Raw genomic sequence first — 25007 nt, 5'->3', positions numbered from 1 at the left:
CATTTGATGTGCATAAATTGAAATCGTAACTTATTGATATTCCTTGCCTGACTCCGATTTATGCATTTTTTCCTCTGGCTGGCACGATGTGTGCAATCTACATTTACAGCGTGACAATCTACAATTTTTAACATTATTCATACTTTTTATTTACCGGAAGAGGTCGATATGTCTCAGTCAATTACGCGTAACAATTTTGATGAATGGATGATGCCGGTCTACGCGCCAGCGGCTTTTATTCCGGTACGCGGTGAAGGTTCACGCCTGTGGGATCAGCAGGGGAAAGAGTATATCGATTTTGCCGGCGGCATTGCGGTGAATGCCCTGGGACACGCTCATCCGCAGCTGATTCGGGCGTTGACGGAACAAGCCGGAAAGTTCTGGCACACCGGCAACGGATACACCAATGAGCCGGTCCTGCGTCTGGCGAAACAGCTGATCGACGCGACTTTTGCCGACCGCGTTTTCTTCTGTAACTCAGGCGCAGAGGCTAACGAAGCGGCGCTGAAGCTGGCGCGCAAATATGCTCACGACCGTTTCGGCAGCCACAAAAGCGGCATCGTCGCGTTCAAAAATGCCTTCCACGGTCGCACCTTGTTTACTGTTTCTGCGGGCGGCCAGCCGGCCTACTCTCAGGATTTTGCCCCGCTGCCGCCGCAGATCCAGCATGCGGTTTATAACGATCTCGAATCGGCGCGGGCGCTTATCGATGACAACACCTGCGCGGTGATTGTTGAGCCGATGCAGGGTGAAGGGGGCGTGGTGCCAGCCGATGCGGCCTTCCTGCGTGGTCTGCGCGAGTTGTGCGACGCCCATCATGCGCTGTTGATTTTTGATGAAGTCCAGACCGGGGTGGGCCGTACCGGCGAGCTGTATGCCTATATGCACTATGGCGTCACGCCGGATGTCCTGTCGACGGCGAAAGCGCTGGGCGGCGGTTTCCCGATTGGCGCGCTGCTGGCAACGCAAGACTGCGCCAGCGTCATGACCGTCGGGACGCACGGCACCACCTACGGCGGTAACCCGCTGGCCAGCGCGGTGGCCGGTGAAGTGCTGTCAATAGTCAATACGCCGGCGGTACTGAACGGCGTGAAGCAGCGCCACCAGTGGTTTACCGAGCGGCTGAACGCCATTAACGCGCGCTACGGCCTGTTCAAGGAGATCCGTGGACTGGGACTGCTGATCGGCTGCGTCCTCAATGATACCTGGGCCGGAAAGGCGAAAGCCATCAGTACCCAGGCGGCGGAAGAGGGGCTGATGATTCTGATTGCCGGCGCGAACGTGGTGCGTTTCGCTCCGGCGCTCATTGTGAGTGAGGAAGAGGTGAAAACCGGGCTGGATCGTTTTGAACGGGCCTGCCAACACTTCCTCGCGGGAGCGTCATCATGATGGTGATTCGTCCTGTAGCCGCCGAAGATCTGGCCGGTCTGGTGACCCTGGCCGGTGAAACCGGCGGCGGCCTGACATCGCTGCCTGCCGATGAAAAGACGCTGGCGGCGCGGATTGAACGTTCGCAGAAAACCTGGCGCGGGGAGCTGCCAAAAAGTGAACAGGGCTATGTTTTTGTCCTTGAAGAGACCAGCAGCGGCGCGGTGGTGGGGATTTGCGCTATCGAAGTCGCGGTAGGGTTGAACGATCCCTGGTACAACTACCGCGTGGGGACACAGGTTCATGCCTCAAAAGAGCTGAATGTCTACAACGCGCTGCCGACGCTGTTTCTCAGCAACGATCACACCGGCAGCAGCGAGCTGTGCACGCTGTTTCTCGATCCGGCCTGGCGTAAAGAGGGCAACGGCTATCTGTTGTCGAAATCGCGCTTCCTGTTTATGGCCGCGTTCCGCGAGCACTTTAATGAAAAAGTGGTGGCGGAGATGCGCGGCGTGATTGATGAACATGGCTATTCGCCGTTCTGGGAAAGCCTCGGCAAACGCTTTTTCGCCATGGAGTTCTCGCGTGCCGACTACCTGTGCGGGACCGGGCAAAAAGCTTTTATTGCCGCCTTGATGCCGAAGCATCCGCTGTATATCGACTTTTTATCCGATGAGGCGCGCGCGGCGATCGGCGAAGTTCATCCGCAAACGGCGCCGGCGCGCGCGGTGCTGGAGAAAGAAGGGTTTCGCTACCGCAACTATATCGACATTTTCGACGGCGGGCCGACGCTGGAGTGCGACATTGACCGGGTGCGGGCGATTCGTAAAAGCCGGCTGGTGACCGTGGCGGAAGGGCAGCCCGCGCCGGGGGAATGGCCGGTATGCCTGGTGGCCAACGAGCAGTATCTGCAATTTCGCGCGCTGCTGGTGCACACCGATCCGCATACCGATCGCCTGCTGTTAAGCGCGCGCGAACTGGATGCCCTGAAATGCCATGTCGGCGACCAGGTGAGACTGGTTGGTCTGATTCCGGAGGAGAAAAAATCATGAGTTTATGGATCAACGGTGAGTGGCAGAGCGGACACGGTCCGGCGCGCAGCAAAATCAACCCGGTCAGCCAGGCGCTGCTCTGGCAGGGCAACGACGCCGACGCCGGGCAGGTGGCGCTGGCGGTCAGTGCCGCGAGACGGGCCTTCCCGACATGGGCCAGGCAGCCGTTCAGCGTCCGTCAGGCGATCGTGGAAAAATTTGCCGCGCTGCTGGAAGCGAACAAAACCGAGCTAACCGCGGTCATTGCCGCAGAAACCGGTAAGCCGCAGTGGGAAGCGGTAACCGAAATCAGCGCGATGATCAACAAGATCGCTATTTCCCTGAAAGCCTACCATAGCCGCACCGGTGAGTCGCAAACGGCCATGGGCGATGGCTCGGCGACGCTACGCCATCGCCCGCATGGCGTGCTGGCGGTGTTTGGTCCGTACAATTTTCCCGGTCATCTGCCTAACGGGCATATTGTGCCGGCGCTGCTGGCGGGGAATACGCTGGTGTTTAAGCCCAGCGAACTGACGCCGCACAGCGGCGAGGCGGTGGTGAAACTGTGGGCCGAGGCGGGACTGCCGCCGGGGGTGCTGAACTTACTGCAGGGCGGACGGGAAACCGGCGAAGCGCTGAGCGCCCAGCCGGATATTGACGGGCTGCTGTTTACCGGCAGCTCGGCGACGGGGTTTCAGCTGCACCGCCAGCTCGCCGGCCAGCCGGAAAAGATTCTGGCGCTGGAGATGGGCGGCAACAATCCGCTGATTGTCGACGACCCGCAGGATATCGATGCGGCGGTACATCTGACCATTCAATCGGCCTTTATTACCGCCGGACAGCGCTGTACCTGCGCTCGTCGCCTGCTGGTGAAGCGCGGCGAGAGAGGCGATGCGTTTCTCGAACGACTGGTGACAGTGTCACAAACTCTGGTGCCCGACGCCTGGGATGCGTCGCCGCAGCCGTTCCTTGGCGGGCTTATCTCGGCCCAGGCGGCGCAAAAGGTGCTCCAGGCCTGGCTCGGACAGGTTGCGAAGGGCGGAAAAACGCTGCTGGAGCCGCGGCTGTTGCGGGCCGGTACTTCGCTGTTGACGCCGGGAATTATCGAACTGACGGCGGTGGCGGAAGTGGCCGACGAGGAAGTTTTTGGTCCGCTGCTCAGCGTCTGGCGCTATGACGATTTTGCCGAGGCCATCGCCCTCGCGAATGCCACCCGGTTTGGTCTTTCCTGCGGGCTGATTTCCGCAGAGCGCGAGAAATTCGACCGCCTGCTGCTGGAAGCGCGGGCCGGAATCGTCAACTGGAACAAACCGCTGACCGGCGCCGCCAGCACCGCGCCGTTTGGCGGCGTGGGGGCCTCCGGTAACCACCGTCCGGGGGCATGGTACGCGGCCGATTATTGTGCGTGGCCGATGGCAAGTCTCGAAACGCCGGAACTGACGCTACCGGCGACCCTCAGTCCCGGTCTCGACATCCTGCGAGGAACCGCCCGATGAAAGCTTTTGAGGTAAATTTTGACGGACTTCCCGGTCTGACCCATCACTACGCCGGGCTCTCCTTTGGCAATGAGGCGTCGACACGACATCGCTATCGGGTATCCAACCCGCAGCTGGCGGCGAAGCAGGGGCTGAAAAAGATGAAGGCGCTGGCGGACGCGGGCTATCCCCAGGCCGTCATCCCGCCACAGGAACGGCCGAATGTTCCCCTGCTGCGCCAGCTCGGATTCAGCGGCAGCGACCCGCAGGTCATCGAGAAGGCGGCGCGCCAGGCGCCGGATCTGCTGTCGGCGGTGAGCTCGGCTTCGTCAATGTGGGTGGCCAACGCGGCGACGGTTTCGCCCTCGGCCGATTCGCTGGATGGCCGGGTTCACCTGACGGTGGCCAATCTTAACGATAAATTCCACCGCGCCAGTGAAGCGCCAACGACCGAAGCGTTGCTGCGCGCTATCTTCCCTGATGAGCAGCGCTTTGCCATCCATTCCCCTTTGCCGCAGGTGGCGTTGTTTGGCGATGAAGGGGCGGCGAACCATAACCGCCTCGGCGGCGAGTATGGCGCGCCGGGCGTGCAGCTTTTTGTCTACGGTCGCCAGCAGGGCGGCGAGGGCGAAAGCCCGCTGCGCTACCCGGCACGACAGACGCTGGAAGCCAGTCAGGCGGTTGCGCGCCTGAATCAGGTGAATCCGCGGCAGGTTATTTTTGCCCGGCAGAATCCGGCGGTGATTGATAAAGGGGTATTTCACAACGATGTGATTGCGGTGAGTAATCGCCAGGTGCTGTTTTGCCATGAACAGGCGTTCGTCGCTCAGCCGCAGCTGATGCGCGAGCTTGCCGGGCAGGTGGCCGGGTTTACGCCCGTTATTGTACCGACCCGCGCGGTGACGGTAGAAGAGGCGGTAGCGACCTATCTGTTCAACAGTCAGCTATTGAGTAAACCCGATGGCACGATGCGGCTGATTCTTCCCCAGGAGGCGCAGGAACATGCTGGGGTCTGGCGTTACCTGAACACGCTGCTGGACGCTGACAACCCGATTGATGAACTGCAGGTTTACGATCTGCGCGAAAGTATGGCCAACGGCGGGGGGCCGGCCTGTTTGCGCCTGCGAGTGGTGTTGACGGAGGAGGAACTGCGGGCGGTGAATCCGGCGGTATTGATGAACGAGGCGCTGTTTGTGACCCTCAATGACTGGGTCGATCGCTACTATCGCGATCGTCTCACCCAGGCAGATCTGGCGGATCCACAGCTGCTTGTCGAAGGTCGCGAGGCGCTCGATCGGCTGACGCAAATCCTGCAACTGGGTTCCGTTTATCCGTTTCAGCAGGCGCTGTGACTTCGTTTTCGTTTCAGCAGGCGCTGTGACTTCGTTTTCGTTTCAAGGAGGCGTCGTGGACGACTTTCTGGCATTAACTCTGGCGGGGCGTTTGCCCCACCATTTTCATGGCGAAACGGCGCATTTTCGCTGGCACTGGCTGGATTGCGGGGTGTTGCAACTGACGCCGCATGCGCGCTGCGAGCGGTCGCTGGTTCTGTCCGCGGGTATCCACGGCAATGAAACCGCGCCGGTGGAGATGACCCATCAGCTGCTACAGCAGCTGTTTAGCGGTGAGCTGCCGCTGCACTGGCGGCTGCTGGTTATCTTCGGCAATCCGCCCGCGCTGCGGCAAAATAAGCGCTACCTGGACTGCGACATGAACCGGATGTTTGGCGGGCGCTGGCAGGGTTTTCCCGTCAGCGACGAAACGGCCAGAGCGCGTCAGCTGGAGCAGGTGTTGACGCGGTTTTATGCTGGCGGAACGGGCGGCCGCTGGCACCTTGATTTACATACCGCGATTCGCGGGTCGCTGCATACGCGCTTTGGCGTGCTGCCGGCGCGTGAAGCTCCGTGGGATGAGGATTTTTTGCGTTGGCTGGGCGGCGCCGGGCTGGAGGCGCTGGTCTTCCATCAGCAGCCGGCGGGGACATTCACCCATTTCAGCTGTGAACGCTTTGCCGCGCTCTCCTGTACCCTGGAACTCGGGAAGGCGTTACCGTTTGGCGCTAACGATCTGGCGCAATTTAGCGTCACCCAACGGGCGCTAATGCGTTTGCTGGTGGGCGACATGACGGTTGTTGACGCCGAGCCGGCGCCGCTGCGCTATCGGGTGGTGCAGCAAATTACCCGCCATAGTGATAAATTTCATCTGTTTATGTCGGATCGGACGCTCAATTTTACCGCCTTTCCAGGCGGAACCCTGCTTGCCGAAGATGGCGATATTCGCTATGTGGTAGAAAAAGCGCAGGAGTTTGTTCTGTTCCCTAATCCGTCCGTGGCGCGGGGGCTGCGGGCCGGGTTGATGCTGGAGCGTTTACCGTAGCCGCGGGCCGAATATTTTGCCGCTCATTCGGGCGGCTGTTTAATTTCGGATGGTGACTTTTTCGCGCAATCTTATTTTTTCGTGCGCTGGAGTCTGATTGCGGATTATTCCTGGATAAATGCTTTGTTTTTAATCTTTGCTGCTTTATAATCCATAAAAACCATCTAAAAACAGTAAGTTATTTATTTTCTGTTGCAATTCCCTCCTTAATTTCCTTATTTTCTCCACAATTGGTGAGAAAATGTTTTTTACACTTTCATTGTTTTACTCTTGCTCTGACTAATTGACGATAAACGTCGTAAAGTTTATCTCGTCAACACGGCAACACGCCGTAAAAATAACTTAAAGTAAGGACCAGATATGAAGAAGATGACTGCTCTGTTTGTTGCCTCTACACTGGCTCTGGGTGCGGCTAACCTGGCTCACGCTGCCGATACCACCGCCGTTCAGACCGATAGCAAACCGATGATGCACCATAAGGGTATGCATGGCGGCCAGCATGAAATGATGTTTAAAGGGCTGAATCTGACCGATGCGCAAAAACAGCAGATTCGCGACATCATGAAGGACCAGCGTGAAAATATGAAACGCCCGTCGCTGGATGAACGCCGCGCGATGCATGAGCTTATCGCCAGCGACACCTTCGATAAAGCGAAAGCGGAAGCGCAGATCGATAAAATGGAGGCGCAGCACAAAGCGATGGCGCTTTCCCGTATGGAAACCCAGAACAAGATTTACAACATTCTGACGCCGGAACAGAAAAAACAGTTCAATGCGAATTTTGAGAAGCATCTGACAGAACGCAACGCGGCAGAAGGTAAAATGCCCGCATCAGCTGAATAACTCAGCGCTTTGAATGAAGACCGCCGGTCTTGCCCAACATACGCCGTCAGGCATTGGGCAGGACCGGCGGTTTTTTTTGCCCTAACGGGGGGAGAGCGGATGCAGCGTAAAGCGGCCACTCAGCAGCGGTTTACAGAGAATTTTGTAGCCGTCATGATCGAAACTGGCCGACTGGCGCGTTAAGGACTCTGCCTGCTCCAGCGTCTCGACCGCTCCCAGCCACAGCCAGTTATGAATGACGTGATAGTGGGTGAGGTCTGGACCTTGCTCTTCCAGCGCGATGGCCCCAGGCCACGGCCAGCACACCAGCTGCATCTGCGCCATCCGGGCGCGAAGTCTTTCATGATGCGCGGCAAGAGTTTCCTGGCCGCAGCAGGCGCCGGCGCAGCGTCCCAGCGCGTGCCGGAAACAGGCGCGGCCCGCAGTGAGCGTCTCCAGTCCCAGCAGCCCGTAACAAAGATGCTGTTCGTCTGCGAGGGTTTGCAGCGCCTGCAGCGCTGCCCGCCGGTTGGCGAACAGGCCGTACAGATGATTCTGGTGGGAGAAATCAACCTCGCGGGCGTACACCACCTGCGGGCGAGCCCCTTCCAGCCGCAACGAGCAGAGCTGCTTATTACGCCGCAGGCGCTTATTAAACAGCGGCTGGCGTTCTTTAATCAGCTGCGCCTCCAGCAGCAGCGCACCCAGCTCTCCCGCGGTACGCTGCCAGCTGATGCTTCGCGCCTGGCGCAGCATGGCCGCCTCTTCGGGCGTACGCAGGTGCGACAGCACCCGACTGCGGAGATTCACGCTCTTACCGATATACAGCGGGAGCGTCTCGCTCTCACCGTGAAACAGATAAACGCCCGGCAGAGTAGGCAGCGCCTCCACCCATGGACGCAGATGTTCGGGATATTCATAGATAGCCGCCGCCTCGAATTCCAGACGCGGGGCAGATTGCCTTCTCACTACATGGGCTCCTGATGCTGGTTATTTGTCCAGTATAGCAGGGCGTTCAGGCAGCGAAAAGTACAAAAAATAACCCCGGCGGTGGCCGGGGTCAGCGAAATGCAGGGCGCGCGTTATTTTTTCCAGAAGTCATCGAAAACGGTGATCGGCGTCCGGCGCTTATGCTCGGTTTTCAGATACCAGCCTTCAATAATTCTGGCGATGCCCGCATCCAGCGTTTTGCCTTCCAGATAGTCATCGATATTGTCGTAGGTCACCCCCAGCGCAACTTCATCCGGCAGGGAGGGGCGGTCGTCTTCCAGGTCGGCGGTCGGCAGCTTCTTATACAGATGCTCCGGGCAGCCCAGCAGCGCCAGCAGCTGCTTGCCCTGGCGCTTATTGAGGCGGAAGATAGGGTTGATATCCGTGCCGCCGTCTCCGTACTTGGTAAAGAAGCCGGTAATTGCCTCAGCCGCATGGTCAGTGCCTACCACCACACCGTGGGTCATCCCGGCAATGCTGTACTGCGCTTTCATGCGTTCGCGAGCTTTCTCATTGCCGCGAACAAAGTCGCTAAGCTCAATACCGGCCTCCCGCAAGGCCTGCTCGCTGGCCAGGACGGCGCCTTTAATATTTACCGTCAGCACCCGATCCGGCTGGATGAAGGCGATCGCATCCTGGCAATCCTGCTCATCCGCCTGGACGCCATAAGGCAGGCGTACGGCAATAAACTGCAGCTTTTCATCGCCGGTTTCGGCCCGCAGTTCAGTGATGGCCTGCTGACAAAGTTTGCCTGTCAGGGTTGAATCCTGGCCGCCGCTGATTCCCAGAACCAGTGACTTAATAAAAGGGTAGGTCTGCAAGTACGACTTCAAAAAGTCCACGCTGCGGCGAATTTCACCCTCAGCATCGATCTGGGGCTTTGCGCCCAGCGCCTGAATAATTTCTTGTTGTAGCGTCATCGCGCCCTCCGGAAAGTGAATCTGTTTGGCTGCCAGTAGGGGTTAAAGCTACCTCTTTGCCGGGAAAACGACAAGGATCGCAGAATTGAGTGGCGTAAAAGAAAGCAATCAACGACATAGGTTTTTTTTATTAGAAAGAGCTTAAATTTGCCCCTTTTGTACCTTCGGCTTGAAAAATAACGCTATTTATTCCAGGCTTATTAACACGCAGAATAAAAGAGGACGGAATATGAACAACAATTTAACTGGATTTCTGGGCGCAGCAGCCGTTTTGACCATGCTGGCAGGTTGTACGGCTTACGATCGTACCGCCGATCAGTTCACGCAACCGGTCGTCAAAGATGTCAAAAAAGGTATGACCCGCTCGCAGGTCTTACAGATTGCGGGTAAACCGTCTTCTGAGGTTACCATGATCCATGCCCGCGGAACCTGTCAGACCTATATCCTCGGTCAACGGGATGGTAAAATTGAAACTTACTTTGTTGCCCTCGACGATACCGGCCGCGTGATGAACTCCGGCTACCAGACCTGTGCGGAGTACGATACCGACCCGCGTAACAGCAAGTAGTGCAACATGCTGGGATCTACGAAAGCCCGACCACTGGTCGGGTTTTTTTATGACCGCTAATGCTTATTTAATTGCGCGAATTATTTGGGGGAAATGTGAAGGTAGTCAAAACGCGAGGTCAATGAGAGACAATTTTGATTAACCAGGAATTATCCAGGCTCCGAACGATGCCGTATACTCAATGCATAAACAATACTAATTGAATGATGACCTGTCTTATCCGGCCTTCAGACAGAAAATGATACTGAGGCCGCCAGGTTTTACACATTGAGGAAGCGCTCATGGAAAAGAAACACATCTATTTGTTTTGCTCGGCTGGAATGTCAACTTCACTGCTGGTCTCTAAAATGCGTGCGCAGGCGGAAAAATATGAAGTGCCGGTCATCATCGAGGCTTATCCTGAGACACTTGCTGGAGAAAAGGGCCCTGAAGCCGATGTCGTATTATTAGGCCCACAAATCGCGTATATGCTTCCTGAAATTCAGCGGCTGTTACCAAATAAGCCGGTGGAAGTTATCGACTCTGTACTGTATGGCAAAGTCGATGGTTTAGGTGTACTGAAAGCGGCCGTTGCGGCCATTAAGAAAGCTGCTGCACATTAATTTAATTTTAAAACTCAATATCTTTTTGGTTTTCGCTGAATCAATAGTGCGCTAAGGCACTATCTTATTTGCCGGAATAGCGCAAGGTGAGAGTTTATTTTCCCGTCAAAGAGTAATTTCATACATCTATGCCGTAATGATTCGATTACGGCTTTTAAGGGTATTTGCTATGAGTAAAGTGATTGATTCGCTTGAAAAGGTACTCCTTCCTTTCGCAGTGAAAATAGGAAAGCAACCGCACATTAATGCGATTAAAAACGGCTTTATTAAATTAATGCCGTTGACCCTCGCCGGGGCTATGTTCGTATTAATCAACAACGTTTTTCTGAGTTTTGGTGAGGGTTCTTTCTTCTATTCAATGGGGATTCGCCTGGATGCTTCCACCATTGAAACGTTAAATGGCTTTAAGGCCATCGGCGGCAACGTTTATAACGGGACGTTAGGGATTATGTCGTTGATGGCGCCGTTCTTTATCGGTATGGCGCTGGCTGAAGAGCGTAAAGTCGATCCGTTGGCCGCAGGGCTGCTATCGGTCGCCGCCTTTATGACCGTCACGCCGTACAGCGTGGGCGAGGCCTATGCGGTCGGCGCGAACTGGCTGGGTGGGGCAAACATTATCTCGGGCATGATCATTGGCCTGCTGGTGGCGGAAATGTTCACCTTTGTTATCCGCCGCAACTGGGTTATTACCTTGCCGGACAGCGTTCCGGCCTCGGTATCACGCTCATTCTCGGCGCTGATTCCGGGCTTCCTGATCCTCTCCGTGTTCGGCATTATCTCCTGGCTGCTGGCCAACCATGGCAGCAACTTCCACCAGATCATCATGGACTCCATCTCCAGACCGCTGGCGTCGATGGGCAGCGTGGTGGGCTGGGCCTACGTTATCTTTAACTCCCTGCTGTGGTTCTTCGGCGTACACGGGTCTCTGGCGCTGACCGCGCTGGACAACGGCATCATGACCCCGTGGGCGCTGGAAAACATCGCGCTGTACAACCAGTACGGTTCCGTTGAGGCGGCCATCGCTGCGGGCAAAGAGTTCCACTTCTGGGCCAAGCCGATGCTGGACTCTTACATCCTGCTGGGGGGCTCCGGGGCCACGCTCGGTCTGATTATCGCTATCTTCATCGGCTCACGCCGCGCAGATCACCGTCAGGTGGCGAAACTGGCTCTGCCGTCAGGCATCTTCCAGATTAACGAGCCGATTCTGTTTGGTCTGCCGATTATCATGAACCCGGTAATGTTCATCCCGTTTGTCCTGATTCAGCCGATTCTGGCCGCGATTACGCTTGTTGCCTACTCGATGGGGATTATCCCGCCGGTGACTAACCTGGCGCCGTGGACCATGCCTACCGGCCTCGGGGCGTTCTTCAACAGTAACGGGAGTATCGCCGCACTTTGCGTGGCGCTGTTCAACCTCGGGGTGTCGGTGCTGGTTTACCTGCCGTTCGTCGCGGTCTCCAACAAGGCACAGGCGGTTATTGAAGAGCAGGAAAGCGAAGAAGATATCGCTAACGCGCTGAAATTCTGATGTCGAGCGGTACGGGAGCTTTCCCGTACCGCCTGAGAAATGAGGAAATAGTATGTTTGATCTGGATAATATCGAAGCGGTTGACGTACCTGAGAACGATCTCGAAGAGGTGGTGATGGGGCTGATTATCAACTCCGGACAGGCCCGTAGCCTGGCCTATGCTGCACTTAAGCAGGCCAAGCAAGGGGATTTCGCCGCCGCCAAAAATATGATGGAACAGTCGCGAATGGCGCTGAGTGAAGCGCATCGCGTGCAGACGCAGCTCATTGAAAGCGATGAAGGCGAAGGCAAAATGAAGGTCAGTCTGGTACTGGTTCATGCGCAGGATCATTTGATGACCTCCATGCTGGCGCGTGAGCTGGTCGCCGAATTGATTGAGCTGCATGAGAAGGTACAATAGGCCATCTACACGATGAGGCAGCCAAAGATGATCACCACTGAAATCAGTACCGCGCGGGAACAGCAGCTTTTCAACGGGAAAAATTTTCATGTGGTTATCTACAACAAAACGGAAAGCGTAAGCGGGCTTCACCAGCATGATTATTACGAGTACACCATCGTTTTAACCGGGCGCTATTATCAGGAAATCAATGGCAAGCGGGTACTGCTGGAGCGCGGGGATTTCGTCTTTATCCCGATGGGGTCGCACCACCAGAGTTTTTATGCTTTTGGCGCGACTCGCATTCTTAACGTCGGCATCAGCAAAAGTTTCTTTGAGAAACACTATCTGCCGCTGCTGCCGTTTGGTCTGGTTGCTTCGCAGGTCTACGCGGTAAAAAGCACCTTTCTCAGCTACATCGAGTCGGTTATCGCTTCGCTGAACTTTCGCGAAACTGAGTTTGACGAATTTATTGAACTGGTCTCGTTTTATACCATTAACCGTTTACGGCATTATCGCGAGGAGCCAGCGCAGGATGTCATTCCGCAATGGCTGAAAAATACCGTCGAAGATATGCACGATAAGCTGAAATTTGGCGAAGGCGCGCTGGAAAATATGGTCGCTCTCTCCGGGAAAACACAGGAATATTTAACCCGGGCAACCCAACGCTATTATGGTAAAACGCCGATGCAGATTATTAATGATATTCGCATCAATTTCGCCAAGAAGCAGCTGGAAATCACCAACTACTCGGTAACCGATATTGCTTACGAGTCGGGGTACAGTAGCCCAAGTCTGTTTATTAAAACATTCAAGAAGCTGACCTCATTTACGCCAAGCAATTACCGAAAACAGCTGACCAGCATTAATTAACCGGAGCGGGTTATTCCGCGTCAGGACATATTCAATTTAACTTTCCGTTTCTATGCGGAGGGCGGACTACGGTCAATTCGTAGTGCCACAAGGGAGAATATAATGAGCCAGAAACTAAAAATTGTCACTATCGGCGGCGGCAGCAGTTATACCCCGGAGTTACTGGAAGGGTTTATCAAACGCTATCACGAACTGCCAGTAACGGAATTATGGCTGGTTGATGTCGAAGAAGGACGGGAGAAACTCGATATTATCCATGCGCTGTGCCAGCGTATGGTGGAAAAAGCGGGCGTTCCGATGCAGGTTTACAAAACGCTGGATCGTCGCGCCGCGCTGGAAGGGGCGCATTTCGTCACCACGCAACTGCGGGTTGGCCAGCTGAAGGCGCGTGAAAAAGATGAGCGCATTCCGCTCAGCCACGGCTACCTCGGGCAGGAGACTAACGGTGCCGGTGGCCTGTTTAAAGGTCTGCGTACCATTCCGGTGATTTTTGATATCGTGAAGGATGTACAGGAGGTCTGCCCGGATGCCTGGATCATCAACTTTACCAACCCGGCGGGGATGGTCACCGAGGCGGTGTATCGCCACACCAACTTTAAGCGCTTTATCGGCGTGTGCAATATTCCGATCGGCATGAAAATGTTTATCACCGATGTGCTGCAGTTGAGCCCGGAAGATGAACTGCATATCGACCTGTTTGGTCTCAATCACCTGGTGTTCGTTCGCGATGTGCTGGTGAATGGCGAATCGCGCTTCGATGAACTGCTCGATGGCGTTGCTTCCGGTACCCTGAGTGCCAACTCGGTGAAAAATATCTTCGATTTACCGTTCAGCGAAGGGCTGATCCGCTCGCTGCGCCTGATTCCGTGCTCCTATCTGCTCTACTACTTTAAACCTAAAGAGATGCTGGCCATCGAAATGGGTGAGTATTACAAAGGCGGCGCGCGCGCCCAGGTGGTGCAGAAGGTCGAAAAACAGCTGTTCGAGCTGTATAAAAACCCGGATCTGAAGGTGAAACCAAAAGAGCTGGAGCAGCGCGGCGGCGCCTATTACTCCGATGCGGCCTGTGAAGTGATCAATGCTATCTACAATGACAAGCAGGCCGAGCACTACGTAAACATCCCGCATCATGGCCACATTGATAATATTCCGGTGGACTGGGCGGTGGAGATGACCTGCACGCTCGGCAGTGAAGGGGCGACGCCGACGCCGCGCATCACCCATTTCGATGAGAAGGTGCTGGGGCTGATTTATACCATCAAAGGCTTTGAAGTGGCGGCCAGCCAGGCCGCGATCAGCGGCGAGCTGAACGACGTACTGCTGGCGCTTAATTTGAGCCCGTTGATTCACTCTGACCGCGATGCCGAGCAGCTAGCGCGTGAAATGATCCTCGCGCACGAAAAGTGGCTGCCAAACTTTGCCGCGACAATTGAGCAACTGAAACAGTAACGGGAGGGCTGATGGAACGCGTGTTAATCGTTAATGCCGACGATTTTGGCCTGAGTAAAGGCCAGAACTACGGCATTATTGAAGCCTGTAAAAATGGCCTGGTCACCTCGACAACGGCGCTGGTTAACGGGGCGGCGATTACTCATGCGGCCCAACTGAGCCGCAGTGTGCCGGAGCTGGGGGTCGGGATGCATTTTGTCCTGACCCTGGGCGAGCCTTTATCGGCGATGCCGGGTCTGACCCGCGACGGGCGACTGGGGAAGTGGATCTGGCAAATGGCGGAAGAAGATAACCTGCCGCTGGATGAAATCGCCCATGAGCTGGAGTGTCAGTATCGCCGGTTTATTGCACTGTTTGGCTGCGAACCGACGCATATCGACAGCCATCACCACGTGCATATGATCGCCGGGATTTATCCCATTGTCGCCGCATTTGCCCGCGAGAAGGGGGTGGCGCTGCGTATTGATCGTCAGCTCGCTCAACGTGACAAACTGGCGCAGGATACCGCGCGCAGCAGCGACGGTTTTACCAGCGAGTTCTACGGCGAGGCCATCTCGGAGGCGCTGTTTTTACACACCCTGGACGCCTCTATCCAGCGGGGAGAATCATCGCTGGAGGTGATGTGCCACCCGGCGTTTGTGGATAACACCCTCATGGGCAGCGCCTATTGCTACCCGCGACTGGCGGAGCTGGATGTCCTGACCTCGGCATCACTGAAGTACGCGGTGGCCGAGCGCGGGTACCGTTTAGGCACCTACCGCGACGTTTGATATCAAAGCGCAGGGGAAGACCTCATCTTCCCCGCTATTTTACCGGTTCCTGCCAGACTTCACATCCGTATGCGAAGAGACACGTAAGGGGCGACGAAAGGGGATGCAATCGGCTATGATAACCCTTCTGTCTCCCGCTTTGTTTAGTGAATCTATCGGTTATGAAAACACTTCGCCAACAAAATCGCCCTGTCATTAGCTACGTGCCTCGGGTGGAACCCGCCCCGCCGGAACACGCCGTCAAAATGGACGGTTTTCGCGATGTGTGGCTGTTGCGCGGCAAGTATGTTGCCTTTGTGCTGATGGGAGAGCATTTCCGCCGTTCGCCAGCGTTTAGCGTACCGGAGTCGGCGCAGCGCTGGGCCATACAAACGCGACAGGAAGGCGAAATCGCCTCCTGAATATGGCTTAAAAATAAAAAACCGCAGAGCGGTGTGCTCTGCGGTTTTTTTATGCCTGCCAGCCTGAGGTTACGCTGTCGTCAGTCTGGCCACGGCGTCGGCGATACCTTGCCGGGAGGGCGATTAGCGATGCGCCAGTTCGGCGTCGTCTTCGCTGTCGAGAATCGTTTTATCGGTCTGGCGCAGCCATTGGCTGGTCAGGGTACCGGCGGTCATTGAACCGCTGACGTTCAATGCCGTACGACCCATGTCGATCAGCGGTTCGACGGAAATAAGCAGGGCCACCAGGGTCACCGGCAGGCCCATGGCCGGCAGGACGATCAGCGCCGCGAACGTTGCGCCGCCGCCGACACCTGCAACCCCTGCGGAGCTGACGGTGACGATGCCGACCAGCGTGGCTATCCACAGCGGATCAAACGGGTTGATGCCGACAGTCGGTGCCACCATCACGGCCAGCATCGCCGGGTAGAGACCCGCACAACCGTTCTGACCGATGGTGGCGCCAAAGGAGGCGGAGAAGCTGGCAATTGATTCCGGTACGCCCAGACGACGGGTTTGCGCTTCGACATTCAGCGGAATCGACGCGGCGCTGGAGCGACTGGTGAAGGCGAACGTCAGGACCGGCCACACCTTGCGGAAGTATTTCAGCGGGCTCACGCCGTTAATCGCCAGCAGCAGACCGTGAACCACAAACATAATGCCGAGGCCAATGTAGGAGGCAACCACGAAGCTGCCGAGCTTGATGATGTCCTGCAGATTGGAACCGGCCACCACTTTGGTCATCAGCGCCAGCACGCCGTATGGCGTTAACTGCATGACCAGACGCACCAGCTTCATCACCCAGCTTTGCAGGGTATCGATGGCAGTCAGGACGCGTTGGCCCTTCTCAACGTCATCTTTCAGCAGCTTCAGCGCCGCGACGCCGAGGAAGGCGGAGAAGATAACGATGCTGATGATCGAGGTCGGGTTCGCGCCGGTCAGGTCGGCAAACGGATTCTTCGGTACAAAAGAGAGAATCAGCTGCGGTACGCTGAGATCGGCGACTTTACCGACATAGTTGCTCTGAATCGCATTCAGACGCGCGGTTTCCGCGCTGCCCTGCACCAGCCCTTCGGCGGTCAGACCAAACAGGTTGGTCACCAGCACGCCGACCAGCGCCGCAATCAGCGTGGTAAACAGCAGGGTACCGATGCTCAGGAAACTGATTTTCCCCAGCTGCGAGGCATTATGCAGACGGGCGACGGCGCTGAGAATAGATGCGAAAACCAGCGGCATGACGATCATCTGCAGCAGCTGGACATAGCCATTGCCGACGATATTGAACCATTGAATGGAGTCTTTCAGCACCGGGCTGTCGGAGCCGTAAATCAACTGCAGCGCCAGGCCGAACACCACGCCAATGACGAGGCCGAGCAGTACTTTTTTGGCAAGGCTCCACTGTTTGTGGCGGGTTTGCCCCAGCGCAAACAGCAAAACCGCGAACACGATAACGTTCGCTATTAATGGAAAATTCATCCCCGTTCTCCTGATAGGTTTTTATCTGGCCGGTCTGTTACCAGCTCTAATGGCGCAAGGTTAGCAGAAGAGGAATTCATTACTTATATTCAAATGGAATGGGTTATAACTATTTTGACTGTTTCGTCTGTTTATCGTCCGGTCTGGTGACTAATAAAACGATTAAAGGTTATCTGCAGTGAATTAATCATCCCCGAAGACCAGCGCACCGCGCTGTTTTCAGCGAAAGTTTGCGGCATCCAGACGGCGTAAACGAACAGCGCCATACAGAGCGCTCGCTCCAGCTGGTTACCTTTACGCGGCGCGAGGATCGGCAGGCGGAAGCGCCAGCGGCAGGGCCACAGCAGCGGCACGCCCGCCGGGGTGAGCATATCGGCAAGAATATGGCTGAGATAGCCAAGCACCAGCCCCTGCACGGCGTCAGCGGGCACGAACCAGCTTTCCGGCACTTTCAAATAAAACAGCGTGATAGCGCCAAAAACCGCCAGCAGACTATGGGTGAACCCGCGGTGACCAAAGGCGCGGGCGACGGGCTTCGATATCCAGCTTAGCCGCTGCCCGAGAAATGACCTGGGATGATCGATATCCGGCAGCAGGCAGGTCAGTACCGCTGAGGGAACAATATGCCACCAGTCACCCTGTGCCAGTACGGGGGTTAATTCCGCATTTTTCGCAAATACCGCACAGGCGATAGAAAAGAGGAGATGGCCTTCCGCCGTCATGATAAAAACCCTAAACTGTCAATTCATACAGTATAGGGTTTTTATACAGTGCGCGAAAGAGGTGACGGTGTAACTCTTTGTCACAAAATTATCAACGTGCCAGCCAGCCGCCATCAACCGCCAGAGTATAGCCATTGACGTAATCCGCGGCCTGCGACGCCAGGAATACCACCGGTCCCTGTAAATCATCCGGAACGCCCCAGCGCCAGCACCTGTTCGGCCGTTTGATGTGGGATCTTACGATTGACGCCGACGATATCGCAGCCGGCCTGGGCAAGGGCCTGCGTCATTCCCTGGCCCAGACCGGTGTCACATCCCGTCACGATGGCGACCTTACCCGTCAGGTCGAAGGCGTTAAGTACCCTATGCACCTCTGTATGCTGATTTATGCGCGTAACCACGCCGTTTTTTCAAGCATAGGGGGGCAGAACGGAAAAAACAATAAAAATAAAACGTTGTTTTATTTTTTATAATCGGGCAACCGCGCCGCGCCGATCACTGGCCGGAAAGCGGGCCGCAAAGTTTGCTGGCGGTGAGGGATTCCAGCGTCGTGAGCTTAACGTCTGCCAGTACAAAACGCGGATCGTGGTGATTTTCCTCAGCCGGAACGACGACAGAGCGCATGCGGGCGGCCTTACTGGCGATCATACCGTTGACCGAATCTTCCAGCGCGACGCAGGCCATCGGGTCCACGCCCAGGCTGGCGGCGCAGTTGAGATAGACCTGAGGATGGGGTTTGCTGTACGGCAGCGATTCGGCAGAGGAGAGGGCGTCAAATTGTTCGCGCAGCTCAAACATGGTGAGGACCTTTTCCAGCATCCGCAGCGGCGAGGCCGACGCCAGGCCAACCTTCAGCCCCTGCGCTTTACACAGGGCAACGGCTTCGCGTACGCCGGGTAACAGAGGGCGGGAGGCTTCAACCAGCTCAATCGCGCGGCTGATAATGCGGGCGGTGACTTCGTCACGAGCCGGGCCTTGCCACGGCTGCTGGGCAAACCACAGGTCCACCACCAAATCGATGCGCAATCCCAGCATATCGGGCAGCTCATCGCGGCGGCTGATATCGACTCCGAGGCTTTCAATGACCTCCAGCTCCGCCTGATCCCATAGCGGCTCGGAATCAATCAGTAATCCATCCATATCGAAAATAGCGGCATGAATTTGTCGCCTGGCTGACATAAGTCCTTCTCCTGTAGCGCAAGTAGATAACGAATTTGTCCTCATGGTATATCATACCGCGCATTATTGGGCGAAATTCGCCGCTGAGGGTAGACTTAGACGGTGATGAAAGCGTCTTTAACAAGGGGAATCCATGACGTATCAACAAGCTGGACGCATTGCAGTGCTTAAACGTATTTTAGGGTGGGTGATTTTTATCCCCGCGGTGATTTCAACGCTGATTTCGGTACTGAAGTTTATGTACGAACACAGTGAAAAAAAACCGGGCATTGATGCGGTACTGATGGATTTTGCGCACGTCATGATTGAAATGATGCGTTTTAATACGCCATTCCTTAACTTTTTCTGGTACAACTCGCCGCTGCCGGATTTTAAACACAGCCTGAATATTGGCTTCTGGATTATCTATATTCTGGTGTTTGTCGGCATGGCGCTGCAGGCGTCAGGCGCGCGCATGAGCCGCCAGGCGAAGTTCCTGCGTGAAGGGGTGGAAGATCAGCTGATTCTTGAGCAGGCGAAAGGAGCGGAAGGGCTCACGCGCGAGCAAATTGCGGAGCGTATCGTGGTGCCTCGTCATACGATTCTGGTGCAGTACTTTCCACTGTACATCCTGCCAGTTGTCATGATTGTCCTCGGCTATGTCTTCTTCTCGCTGCTCGGATTCCTGTAAAAATGGCCCGGCACGCCGGGCGCTTTGTTACTCGCCGGGTATCGCGCGCGGCTTACCCTGATTGTCGACCGCCACGTAGATAAACAGCGCTTCCGTGGCTTTGTAACGTTGGCCAATCGGCTCAGACGACACTTTTTTCACCCAGACTTCGATGTTGATGGTGATCGAGGTGTTACCGCGTTTCACGCAGCGCGCGTAGCAGCACACCACGTCACCCACGGCGACCGGCCGTAGAAAGGTCATGCCGTCAACGCGCACGGTTACCACACGGCCTTGCGCAATCTCTTTGGCCATAATCGCGCCGCCGATATCCATCTGCGACATCAACCAGCCGCCAAAAATATCGCCATTGGCGTTGGTGTCCGCTGGCATTGCCAGGGTGCGTAAAACCATTTCACCCTTTGGGGTGAGATCTGATGTTGTCATTCTGTACTCTGTGCTGGTCAAAGAGGATCAGCGCGATGCTACTATGAAAACGGCGGGGTGAAAACAGGGGAATACGCCCGCGGCTGCGGATGTGGGGATTCAGAAGCAGAGGATAACGCTGGCGCTACTGGCGCGCCGGGATTGTGACAGAGCGAAGCGCGCGCGTTTTCGCGATAAATTTGCTTAACGAACAGGCGCTGATACCGGTAGCCCGCCAATAAACGGCCTGAGAGGTGCGTAGGCCGCTCAGCAGATGTGCTGTATCGGCGAAGAGGCAGACAGGCGATTCTCAAGAGAAAGCGCGGCCAACGCCGAAAACGAGAAGCAGGCGATGAGAGGGGAACAGGCAACGCAAGAAGGGCGGGGGCAGAAGCGCTACCCCCGGCTTCGCAATTAGTGGTTATCGTCCTGCGGCATATGGCGATAGATGTATACGCCGCTCAACAGGGTGAAGACCAGCGTCAGCGCCGTCAGGCCGAAGACCTTGAAGTTGACCCAGATATTCTGTGGCAACCAGAATGCGATGTAGATATTGGCCAGACCGCAGAGAATAAAAAACAGCGCCCAGGCAAGGTTCAGACGTGACCAGACCTGCTGTGGCAGGGTCAGCTCTTTTCCGAGCATGCGTTGAATCAATGGTTTTTTCATCACCCATTGGCTGAACAGCAAGGCGCCGGCGAACAGAGCGTAGATCACCGTGACCTTCCATTTTATAAACTCATCGTTATGGAAGAAAATGGTCAGGCCGCCAAATACGGCAACCAGCACAAAGGTAATCAGCGCCATCTTTTCGACTTTACGATAGCGTACCCAGGTATAGATCAGCACGATAGCGGTGGCGATAATCAGCGCGGTGGTTGCGGCATAAATATCGTAGAGCTTGTAGAAGGCGAAAAAGACTACCAGCGGTAAAAAATCCAGAAACTGCTTCATACATCGGACCCGTCGTTCAGATAGGGCCGGAGAATCCCGGCCCAGGTTAATTTAGTTGCGGATAAGCATATACAGGCGGAACAAATAGATCAGCAACAGCGCAGATATCAGATTGCTGATCGTATTGATAACCACCGCGCCGACGTTCGGCGTCAGTACCGCGAAGCTGGATGCAAACAGCAGCAGCAGTGTTTTCGCCAGCAGCCAGCCTATCACCGCCGGGGCGACCAGACGCATATTGGCCCACGCCAGACGCATACTGCTGCGCATAGCGCTAAAAATCCCCAGCTTATCCTGCACCAGCATGACAGGGGCGAAAGCCAGCACGATAGCCAGCAGTACGCCCGGCACCAGCACCAGCATGATCCCCATCTGCACCACAAAGGTGGTGAACAGGATCAGCAGCAGCAGCTTCGGCAGTACCGGCGCAGAAGCCCCGATAGCACGCAGCGCGCTGACCCGCTGTCCGGCGGAGACCAGTTGAATCAGCAGCAGCACGCCGCCGGCAAGAATGGCATTACCCACCAGACCGGAGAAGGTCGATGCGGCCGAGGCGCGCAGCAGGATCTGCTGTTGCTCTGGCGTCATGTTTTGTACCAGCTCAAACAGCCCGACGCTCCCCGCCAGATTATCCCCTTCGCTCAGAATCGAGAGCTGCTCTTCACTGGGTGAAAAAGCGTGGCCAAGGACTACCGTAATGAACGCGCATAACAACGCAATCAGTAAAATGGTGACAAACTGATTACGAAAAAAATTTCCCGTGTCACGGTAGACGGTCTTCGCCGTGATAGACATGCACTCTCCTTGAGTATTGCAGGTGTTAACTAGCCGGCGATTGTACCGCAAATCCCTCCTGGGTAGCAGCCTCTGCCGTTGTCAGGCTAAGTATATCTTTGTAAAGAGGGATGAGCGGCGGCAGGCCGTAGCGGGCGCGGGCCCGGTTGCAGGCGTCGTTTAGCTCGCCGCCTTCGCCGGACTGAGCGAATTCGCGGCAGGGAGAGGGGCGATGCTGATAGATAGCGCAGTGCACCGATTCGCCGATTTCACCCGTGAGGGCGGCGCAGCGGATTTGTCGTTGGTTGGTGCCGCTCATGCAGCGCAGAAAAGGGGTCAGCGGCTCGGTAAGCTGCGTCGGCACAATGCCGCCAGCATCGTCGGCTTCCGCCCAGTAGAAAGAGACTCGAAAATACGCACAACAGGCACCGCACGTCATGCACGGGTTGATTTCACTCATGATTACACCTGATAAAAACGCATCAACACAGATTGTCGGCAGATAAATTATCCAGATGCATTGAGGGCGGCAAGAGGTGGCGGAAAATTTTTTTGCTGTTCGAAAAGTGAAAATTGACGCGAAGTTGTGTTTTTTGGTATCGCCATGAAAGTAAAAATTAATCTGGATCAATAAATGTTAAATCTCACGACTTTATGTGATCCAGAACGGATCAAAAGTAACTCGTTATAGGTATATTGACCGGCGCTAAATAACCATAACGGGAAAGTGGATATGAAAAAGTTAGCAGCGGTTGGCATTATTTTGGGTACCCTTTCCGGCAGCGTCTGGGCGCATGAAGCCGGGGAGTTTTTTATTCGTGCGGGTTCTGCCACCGTTCGGCCGACGGAAGGGTCTGATAACGTGTTGGGCAGTCTGGGTGGTTTTAACGTCAGTAACAACACGCAACTGGGGTTGACCTTCACCTATATGGCGACGGACAACATCGGCGTTGAGCTGCTGGCGGCCACGCCATTCCGTCATAAGGTTGGCACCGGCCCGACCGGGACCATCGCCACCGTGAATCAGCTGCCGCCAACGCTGATGGCGCAATGGTATTTCGGTGACGCTCAGAGCAAAGTACGTCCGTATATCGGTGCAGGTATTAACTACACCACCTTCTTTAATGCCGACTTTAATGACACCGGTAAAAATGCCGGATTGAGCGATCTGAGTCTTAAAGACTCCTGGGGAGCGGCAGGGCAGGTAGGGCTGGATTATCTGATTAACCGCGACTGGTTGCTGAACATGTCGGTGTGGTACATGGATATCGACACCGACGTGAAATTTAAAGCCGGTGGCGTGGACCAGAAAGTCAGTACCCGCATCGATCCGTGGGTGTTTATGTTCTCTGCCGGTTACCGGTTCTGAGTTCTTCTGCAAACTCCCTGCAAAACTGGTCATGATATGGCCAGTTTTTTTGTCTGTTTTTAATGTTAAGACGGCATATCAGGAAAAATTTTCCGCCACCATTCAGGTTTCATATCTTCGAAAGAATGAGACTCCGGGGCAAAAATGTCACTCTGACACGGGTCAAAAACGCCTGACAATAACCCTATTCCCGAATCGTCATCAATAGCACCGAGAGAACTGCCGCATCGTGGGCAAAAAGCCCGGCTTGATGTTTCAGAAGAACGATACAAAGAAGGTTTACCGCCTTCGCCAGTCCACTGCACATCCGCTGAAGAGAACTCCAGCCAGACAACAGTCTGGCTTCCGGTATGTTTCTGGCAAAGGTCGCAGGAGCAGGAGTGAGGACTTCCAGGGTTAATAGCCCTGAAGCGTATAAACTGGCACAAACAACCGCCAGATAATGCAGTCGTCATAAATAACTCCCTTTCCGCAGTTGGTATGCGGAAAATATAGCAGAAAATTTGAACAGTCCCTGCGACAGGGACGCCCTTATATAATTAGCGCGTATTGGTGGGGGTATTCTGAAGTTTTTTTCGCCGGTTGAAATACGGAGATCCTCTCTATCCCTGTGCTCAGCGACACGGTGCCGTGTGGTTTTCCCCGATGAACAGCACCTGTTCCTCTTCTTCATACTCAGCGCGAAGAAGAGGAACGGGATGAGCAGAATTATCTCAGCAGGACGATCCCGCTGTGGATAGCCAGATAGAGACCCATCGCGGCAATCAGCAGGCTTGAAAAATAGGGGGCTCTGCGGGCAAGGGTATGAAAACCGTCCCAGCGTCTGGCGACCTGACGGACGCCGATTGCGGCACCCACGCCCACCGTCACCAGCGTCAGGGCAAGTCCAATACTAAAACTCACCACCAGCGTTGCGCCCAGCGCCAGAGCTTTGATCTGGATACAAATCAACATCACCGTAATGGCCGCAGGACAGGGGATTAACCCGCCGGTCAGGCCAAAGAGTAAAATCTGCCCGTTGGTGACCTCTTTATTGGTGAACCGTTTTTCTATGTCGTGCGCGTGGGCCAACTCATGCGCATCCCGGTACGCTGTGGAATCGACATCCAGCCCTTCAAGTTCCGTATGATCGTGCGCATGTTCATGCTCGCAAAATTCCAAATCGTAATCATGGACATGGCCGCGATGCCCCAGCGACAGGCGCACGCGAAAATCGTGCGGTTCCGGAATGGGGGATGTTGACTGCAGATAGCTACCGCAATCGACAAAATCAAATGACTGCGTACCAGCGGGCATTTCTCGCTGCGTGACTAACGAAACAGTCCCGGCATCCCATTCTCTGCCGCTGAGCGTACGTATGCGCCAGTGCGGCGGCTGGCCCTCTTCAAAAATGGACAGTTCCACTTTGCCATGACCGGTATCGATCAGTCTTGATTCATCATGATGGTGCCGCTCGCTTTCCTGCTGGCTGGTCAGCCAGTTTTTTTCTCCCTTCCAGGTTCGGCAGAACATCCAGACGGCGGTACCCAGAATAATGATGGCAGAAACCAGCTGCAGCCACGGCTCAGCCGATTCGGCGGTAAAGCGGTTACTGATATACATGCCGCCAAAAGCAATCAGCCAGACGATGGCGGTGTGTGAAAGGGTGGCTGCCAGTCCAAGCATGGCCGCCTGCCTGGCCGTGCCTTTTATCGCAATGATGAAGGCCGCCATCATCGTTTTTGAATGTCCTGGCTCCAGCCCATGAAGTGCGCCGAGAAGCACCGCGCCTGGAATGAAGAACCAGGCGTTTCCTTGCTGAAGTAGCGTTGTAAAGTCGGTCATGAGTTGTGCTCTGGGTTATGGAAGATGGGCGGGATTCTACTCC

27 protein-coding genes and 2 pseudogenes are annotated in these 25007 nt (G+C 55.4%); 16 read left to right on the top strand and 13 right to left on the bottom strand.

Features of this window, described 5'->3' with window-relative positions; translation table 11 throughout:
- Positions 1-168: 168 nt before the first annotated feature.
- The 6 genes from astC (at position 169) to spy (ending at position 7093) form a co-directional block, all read left to right on the top strand.
- A complete protein-coding gene (gene astC, locus Electrica_RS14895) occupies positions 169-1389 on the top strand; it encodes a succinylornithine/acetylornithine transaminase (protein ID WP_141964846.1) in 1221 nt (406 codons plus the stop codon).
- Positions 1386-2420 carry an arginine N-succinyltransferase gene (gene astA / locus Electrica_RS14890; RefSeq protein WP_141964845.1) on the top strand — a complete coding sequence of 345 codons (1035 nt, stop codon included), beginning with the start codon at positions 1386-1388 and terminating at the stop codon, positions 2418-2420. The genes astC and astA overlap by 4 nt, the downstream gene beginning before the upstream one ends.
- Positions 2417-3895 (top strand): succinylglutamate-semialdehyde dehydrogenase, encoded by a 1479-nt coding sequence (gene astD / locus Electrica_RS14885; protein ID WP_141964844.1) that lies wholly within the window; start codon positions 2417-2419, stop codon positions 3893-3895. The genes astA and astD overlap by 4 nt, the downstream gene beginning before the upstream one ends.
- A complete protein-coding gene (astB, locus tag Electrica_RS14880; protein WP_141964843.1) occupies positions 3892-5226 on the top strand; it encodes an N-succinylarginine dihydrolase in 1335 nt (444 codons plus the stop codon). The genes astD and astB overlap by 4 nt, the downstream gene beginning before the upstream one ends.
- A gap of 55 nt (positions 5227-5281) precedes the next feature.
- Positions 5282-6250, top strand: a complete 969-nt coding sequence (astE, locus tag Electrica_RS14875) for a succinylglutamate desuccinylase (RefSeq protein WP_141964842.1) — start codon at positions 5282-5284, stop codon at positions 6248-6250.
- A 360-nt stretch (positions 6251-6610) separates the two neighbouring features.
- The gene (spy, locus tag Electrica_RS14870; RefSeq protein WP_100686077.1) at positions 6611-7093 is read left to right on the top strand and encodes an ATP-independent periplasmic protein-refolding chaperone Spy; all 483 of its coding nucleotides are present in this window, start codon (positions 6611-6613) and stop codon (positions 7091-7093) included.
- A gap of 81 nt (positions 7094-7174) precedes the next feature.
- Here spy and cho read toward each other — a convergent pair whose 3' ends face one another.
- Together cho and nadE are read right to left on the bottom strand one after the other, a co-directional pair.
- On the bottom strand, positions 7175-8041 hold the full coding sequence (gene cho, locus Electrica_RS14865; RefSeq protein ID WP_100686078.1) for an excinuclease Cho: 867 nt from the start codon (positions 8039-8041) through the stop codon (positions 7175-7177).
- Between the two features lie 113 nt (positions 8042-8154).
- Entirely contained in the window at positions 8155-8982 is an 828-nt protein-coding gene (gene nadE / locus Electrica_RS14860) for an ammonia-dependent NAD(+) synthetase (RefSeq protein WP_141964841.1), read from the bottom strand.
- Positions 8983-9211: 229 nt separating this feature from the next.
- Between nadE and osmE the strand changes: the two genes are divergently transcribed.
- The 8 genes from osmE (at position 9212) to cedA (ending at position 15552) form a co-directional block, all read left to right on the top strand.
- A complete protein-coding gene (gene osmE, locus Electrica_RS14855) occupies positions 9212-9550 on the top strand; it encodes an osmotically-inducible lipoprotein OsmE (RefSeq protein ID WP_131049672.1) in 339 nt (112 codons plus the stop codon).
- A 281-nt stretch (positions 9551-9831) separates the two neighbouring features.
- Complete coding sequence (gene chbB / locus Electrica_RS14850; RefSeq protein WP_100686081.1) at positions 9832-10152, top strand: PTS N,N'-diacetylchitobiose transporter subunit IIB; 321 nt, start codon at positions 9832-9834, stop codon at positions 10150-10152.
- Positions 10153-10321: 169 nt separating this feature from the next.
- On the top strand, positions 10322-11680 hold the full coding sequence (gene chbC, locus Electrica_RS14845; protein WP_100686082.1) for a PTS N,N'-diacetylchitobiose transporter subunit IIC: 1359 nt from the start codon (positions 10322-10324) through the stop codon (positions 11678-11680).
- 52 nt (positions 11681-11732) lie between these two features.
- Complete coding sequence (gene chbA, locus Electrica_RS14840) at positions 11733-12080, top strand: PTS N,N'-diacetylchitobiose transporter subunit IIA (RefSeq protein WP_100686083.1); 348 nt, start codon at positions 11733-11735, stop codon at positions 12078-12080.
- Positions 12081-12107: 27 nt separating this feature from the next.
- A complete protein-coding gene (gene chbR, locus Electrica_RS14835) occupies positions 12108-12932 on the top strand; it encodes a transcriptional regulator ChbR (RefSeq protein ID WP_100686084.1) in 825 nt (274 codons plus the stop codon).
- 102 nt (positions 12933-13034) lie between these two features.
- Entirely contained in the window at positions 13035-14381 is a 1347-nt protein-coding gene (locus Electrica_RS14830) for a 6-phospho-beta-glucosidase (RefSeq protein WP_141964840.1), read from the top strand.
- Positions 14382-14392: 11 nt separating this feature from the next.
- Positions 14393-15151 (top strand): chitin disaccharide deacetylase, encoded by a 759-nt coding sequence (gene chbG / locus Electrica_RS14825; protein ID WP_141964839.1) that lies wholly within the window; start codon positions 14393-14395, stop codon positions 15149-15151.
- A gap of 161 nt (positions 15152-15312) precedes the next feature.
- A complete protein-coding gene (cedA, locus tag Electrica_RS14820) occupies positions 15313-15552 on the top strand; it encodes a cell division activator CedA (protein ID WP_202395396.1) in 240 nt (79 codons plus the stop codon).
- Positions 15553-15675: 123 nt separating this feature from the next.
- Here the strand turns inward: cedA and Electrica_RS14815 are convergent, their stop codons facing one another.
- From Electrica_RS14815 to hxpB, 5 genes and pseudogenes are all read right to left on the bottom strand, one after another.
- Positions 15676-17067, bottom strand: a complete 1392-nt coding sequence (locus Electrica_RS14815; protein ID WP_100686088.1) for an L-cystine transporter — start codon at positions 17065-17067, stop codon at positions 15676-15678.
- A gap of 131 nt (positions 17068-17198) precedes the next feature.
- The gene (locus Electrica_RS14810; RefSeq protein WP_100686089.1) at positions 17199-17789 is read right to left on the bottom strand and encodes a metal-dependent hydrolase; all 591 of its coding nucleotides are present in this window, start codon (positions 17787-17789) and stop codon (positions 17199-17201) included.
- A gap of 91 nt (positions 17790-17880) precedes the next feature.
- Positions 17881-17994: pseudogene (locus tag Electrica_RS29330) on the bottom strand (2-deoxy-D-gluconate 3-dehydrogenase); the annotation flags it as partial.
- Positions 17984-18160 (bottom strand): annotated as a pseudogene (locus Electrica_RS29325) (2-deoxy-D-gluconate 3-dehydrogenase); the annotation flags it as partial. The pseudogenes Electrica_RS29330 and Electrica_RS29325, both read right to left, overlap by 11 nt.
- A gap of 124 nt (positions 18161-18284) precedes the next feature.
- Positions 18285-18968 (bottom strand): hexitol phosphatase HxpB, encoded by a 684-nt coding sequence (gene hxpB, locus Electrica_RS14800; protein ID WP_141964838.1) that lies wholly within the window; start codon positions 18966-18968, stop codon positions 18285-18287.
- A 133-nt stretch (positions 18969-19101) separates the two neighbouring features.
- On the opposite strand from hxpB, the gene Electrica_RS14795 reads away from it, so the two are divergent.
- A complete protein-coding gene (locus tag Electrica_RS14795) occupies positions 19102-19638 on the top strand; it encodes a YniB family protein (protein ID WP_100686091.1) in 537 nt (178 codons plus the stop codon).
- Positions 19639-19665: 27 nt separating this feature from the next.
- Here Electrica_RS14795 and yciA read toward each other — a convergent pair whose 3' ends face one another.
- From yciA to Electrica_RS14775, 4 genes are all read right to left on the bottom strand, one after another.
- Positions 19666-20064, bottom strand: a complete 399-nt coding sequence (gene yciA / locus Electrica_RS14790; protein ID WP_131049666.1) for an acyl-CoA thioester hydrolase YciA — start codon at positions 20062-20064, stop codon at positions 19666-19668.
- Positions 20065-20457: 393 nt separating this feature from the next.
- Positions 20458-20997, bottom strand: coding sequence for a septation protein A (locus tag Electrica_RS14785; protein WP_004860967.1), 540 nt, complete (start codon positions 20995-20997; stop codon positions 20458-20460).
- Between the two features lie 51 nt (positions 20998-21048).
- The gene (locus Electrica_RS14780) at positions 21049-21792 is read right to left on the bottom strand and encodes a YciC family protein (RefSeq protein WP_141964837.1); all 744 of its coding nucleotides are present in this window, start codon (positions 21790-21792) and stop codon (positions 21049-21051) included.
- Between the two features lie 25 nt (positions 21793-21817).
- Entirely contained in the window at positions 21818-22231 is a 414-nt protein-coding gene (locus tag Electrica_RS14775) for a YkgJ family cysteine cluster protein (protein ID WP_100686093.1), read from the bottom strand.
- Between the two features lie 273 nt (positions 22232-22504).
- Between Electrica_RS14775 and ompW the strand changes: the two genes are divergently transcribed.
- Positions 22505-23140, top strand: coding sequence for an outer membrane protein OmpW (gene ompW, locus Electrica_RS14770; protein ID WP_100686094.1), 636 nt, complete (start codon positions 22505-22507; stop codon positions 23138-23140).
- A gap of 65 nt (positions 23141-23205) precedes the next feature.
- Here ompW and Electrica_RS14765 read toward each other — a convergent pair whose 3' ends face one another.
- Complete coding sequence (locus tag Electrica_RS14765) at positions 23206-23595, bottom strand: GFA family protein (RefSeq protein ID WP_100686095.1); 390 nt, start codon at positions 23593-23595, stop codon at positions 23206-23208.
- Positions 23596-23848: 253 nt separating this feature from the next.
- Positions 23849-24964: a nickel/cobalt efflux protein RcnA gene (locus tag Electrica_RS14760; protein WP_141964836.1), complete on the bottom strand. Its 1116-nt coding sequence runs from the start codon at positions 24962-24964 to the stop codon at positions 23849-23851.
- Between the last annotated feature and the right edge of the window lie 43 nt (positions 24965-25007).

It is taken from the genome of Klebsiella electrica, assembly GCF_006711645.1.
Taxonomy (GTDB): domain Bacteria; phylum Pseudomonadota; class Gammaproteobacteria; order Enterobacterales; family Enterobacteriaceae; genus Klebsiella; species Klebsiella electrica.
This window is presented reverse-complemented; position numbering and strand designations above follow the sequence as displayed.

Excerpts from the sequence above, each read along its gene's own strand:
- nadE (WP_141964841.1), bottom strand. The coding sequence starts at position 8,982 with ATGACGCTACAACAAGAAATTATTCAGGCGCTGGGCGCAAAGCCCCAG.
- Electrica_RS14795 (WP_100686091.1), top strand. The coding sequence starts at position 19,102 with ATGACGTATCAACAAGCTGGACGCATTGCAGTGCTTAAACGTATTTTA.
- astD (WP_141964844.1), top strand. The coding sequence starts at position 2,417 with ATGAGTTTATGGATCAACGGTGAGTGGCAGAGCGGACACGGTCCGGCG.
- astB (WP_141964843.1), top strand. The coding sequence starts at position 3,892 with ATGAAAGCTTTTGAGGTAAATTTTGACGGACTTCCCGGTCTGACCCAT.
- Electrica_RS14760 (WP_141964836.1), bottom strand. The coding sequence starts at position 24,964 with ATGACCGACTTTACAACGCTACTTCAGCAAGGAAACGCCTGGTTCTTC.
- osmE (WP_131049672.1), top strand. The coding sequence starts at position 9,212 with ATGAACAACAATTTAACTGGATTTCTGGGCGCAGCAGCCGTTTTGACC.
- Electrica_RS14775 (WP_100686093.1), bottom strand. The coding sequence starts at position 22,231 with ATGAGTGAAATCAACCCGTGCATGACGTGCGGTGCCTGTTGTGCGTAT.
- yciA (WP_131049666.1), bottom strand. The coding sequence starts at position 20,064 with ATGACAACATCAGATCTCACCCCAAAGGGTGAAATGGTTTTACGCACC.
- Electrica_RS14780 (WP_141964837.1), bottom strand. The coding sequence starts at position 21,792 with ATGTCTATCACGGCGAAGACCGTCTACCGTGACACGGGAAATTTTTTT.
- hxpB (WP_141964838.1), bottom strand. The coding sequence starts at position 18,968 with ATGTCAGCCAGGCGACAAATTCATGCCGCTATTTTCGATATGGATGGA.
- astC (WP_141964846.1), top strand. The coding sequence starts at position 169 with ATGTCTCAGTCAATTACGCGTAACAATTTTGATGAATGGATGATGCCG.
- astA (WP_141964845.1), top strand. The coding sequence starts at position 1,386 with ATGATGGTGATTCGTCCTGTAGCCGCCGAAGATCTGGCCGGTCTGGTG.
- chbA (WP_100686083.1), top strand. The coding sequence starts at position 11,733 with ATGTTTGATCTGGATAATATCGAAGCGGTTGACGTACCTGAGAACGAT.
- Electrica_RS14765 (WP_100686095.1), bottom strand. The coding sequence starts at position 23,595 with ATGACGACTGCATTATCTGGCGGTTGTTTGTGCCAGTTTATACGCTTC.
- chbB (WP_100686081.1), top strand. The coding sequence starts at position 9,832 with ATGGAAAAGAAACACATCTATTTGTTTTGCTCGGCTGGAATGTCAACT.
- cedA (WP_202395396.1), top strand. The coding sequence starts at position 15,313 with ATGAAAACACTTCGCCAACAAAATCGCCCTGTCATTAGCTACGTGCCT.
- Electrica_RS14830 (WP_141964840.1), top strand. The coding sequence starts at position 13,035 with ATGAGCCAGAAACTAAAAATTGTCACTATCGGCGGCGGCAGCAGTTAT.
- chbG (WP_141964839.1), top strand. The coding sequence starts at position 14,393 with ATGGAACGCGTGTTAATCGTTAATGCCGACGATTTTGGCCTGAGTAAA.
- Electrica_RS14815 (WP_100686088.1), bottom strand. The coding sequence starts at position 17,067 with ATGAATTTTCCATTAATAGCGAACGTTATCGTGTTCGCGGTTTTGCTG.
- chbC (WP_100686082.1), top strand. The coding sequence starts at position 10,322 with ATGAGTAAAGTGATTGATTCGCTTGAAAAGGTACTCCTTCCTTTCGCA.
- ompW (WP_100686094.1), top strand. The coding sequence starts at position 22,505 with ATGAAAAAGTTAGCAGCGGTTGGCATTATTTTGGGTACCCTTTCCGGC.
- Electrica_RS14785 (WP_004860967.1), bottom strand. The coding sequence starts at position 20,997 with ATGAAGCAGTTTCTGGATTTTTTACCGCTGGTAGTCTTTTTCGCCTTC.
- spy (WP_100686077.1), top strand. The coding sequence starts at position 6,611 with ATGAAGAAGATGACTGCTCTGTTTGTTGCCTCTACACTGGCTCTGGGT.
- Electrica_RS14810 (WP_100686089.1), bottom strand. The coding sequence starts at position 17,789 with ATGACGGCGGAAGGCCATCTCCTCTTTTCTATCGCCTGTGCGGTATTT.
- chbR (WP_100686084.1), top strand. The coding sequence starts at position 12,108 with ATGATCACCACTGAAATCAGTACCGCGCGGGAACAGCAGCTTTTCAAC.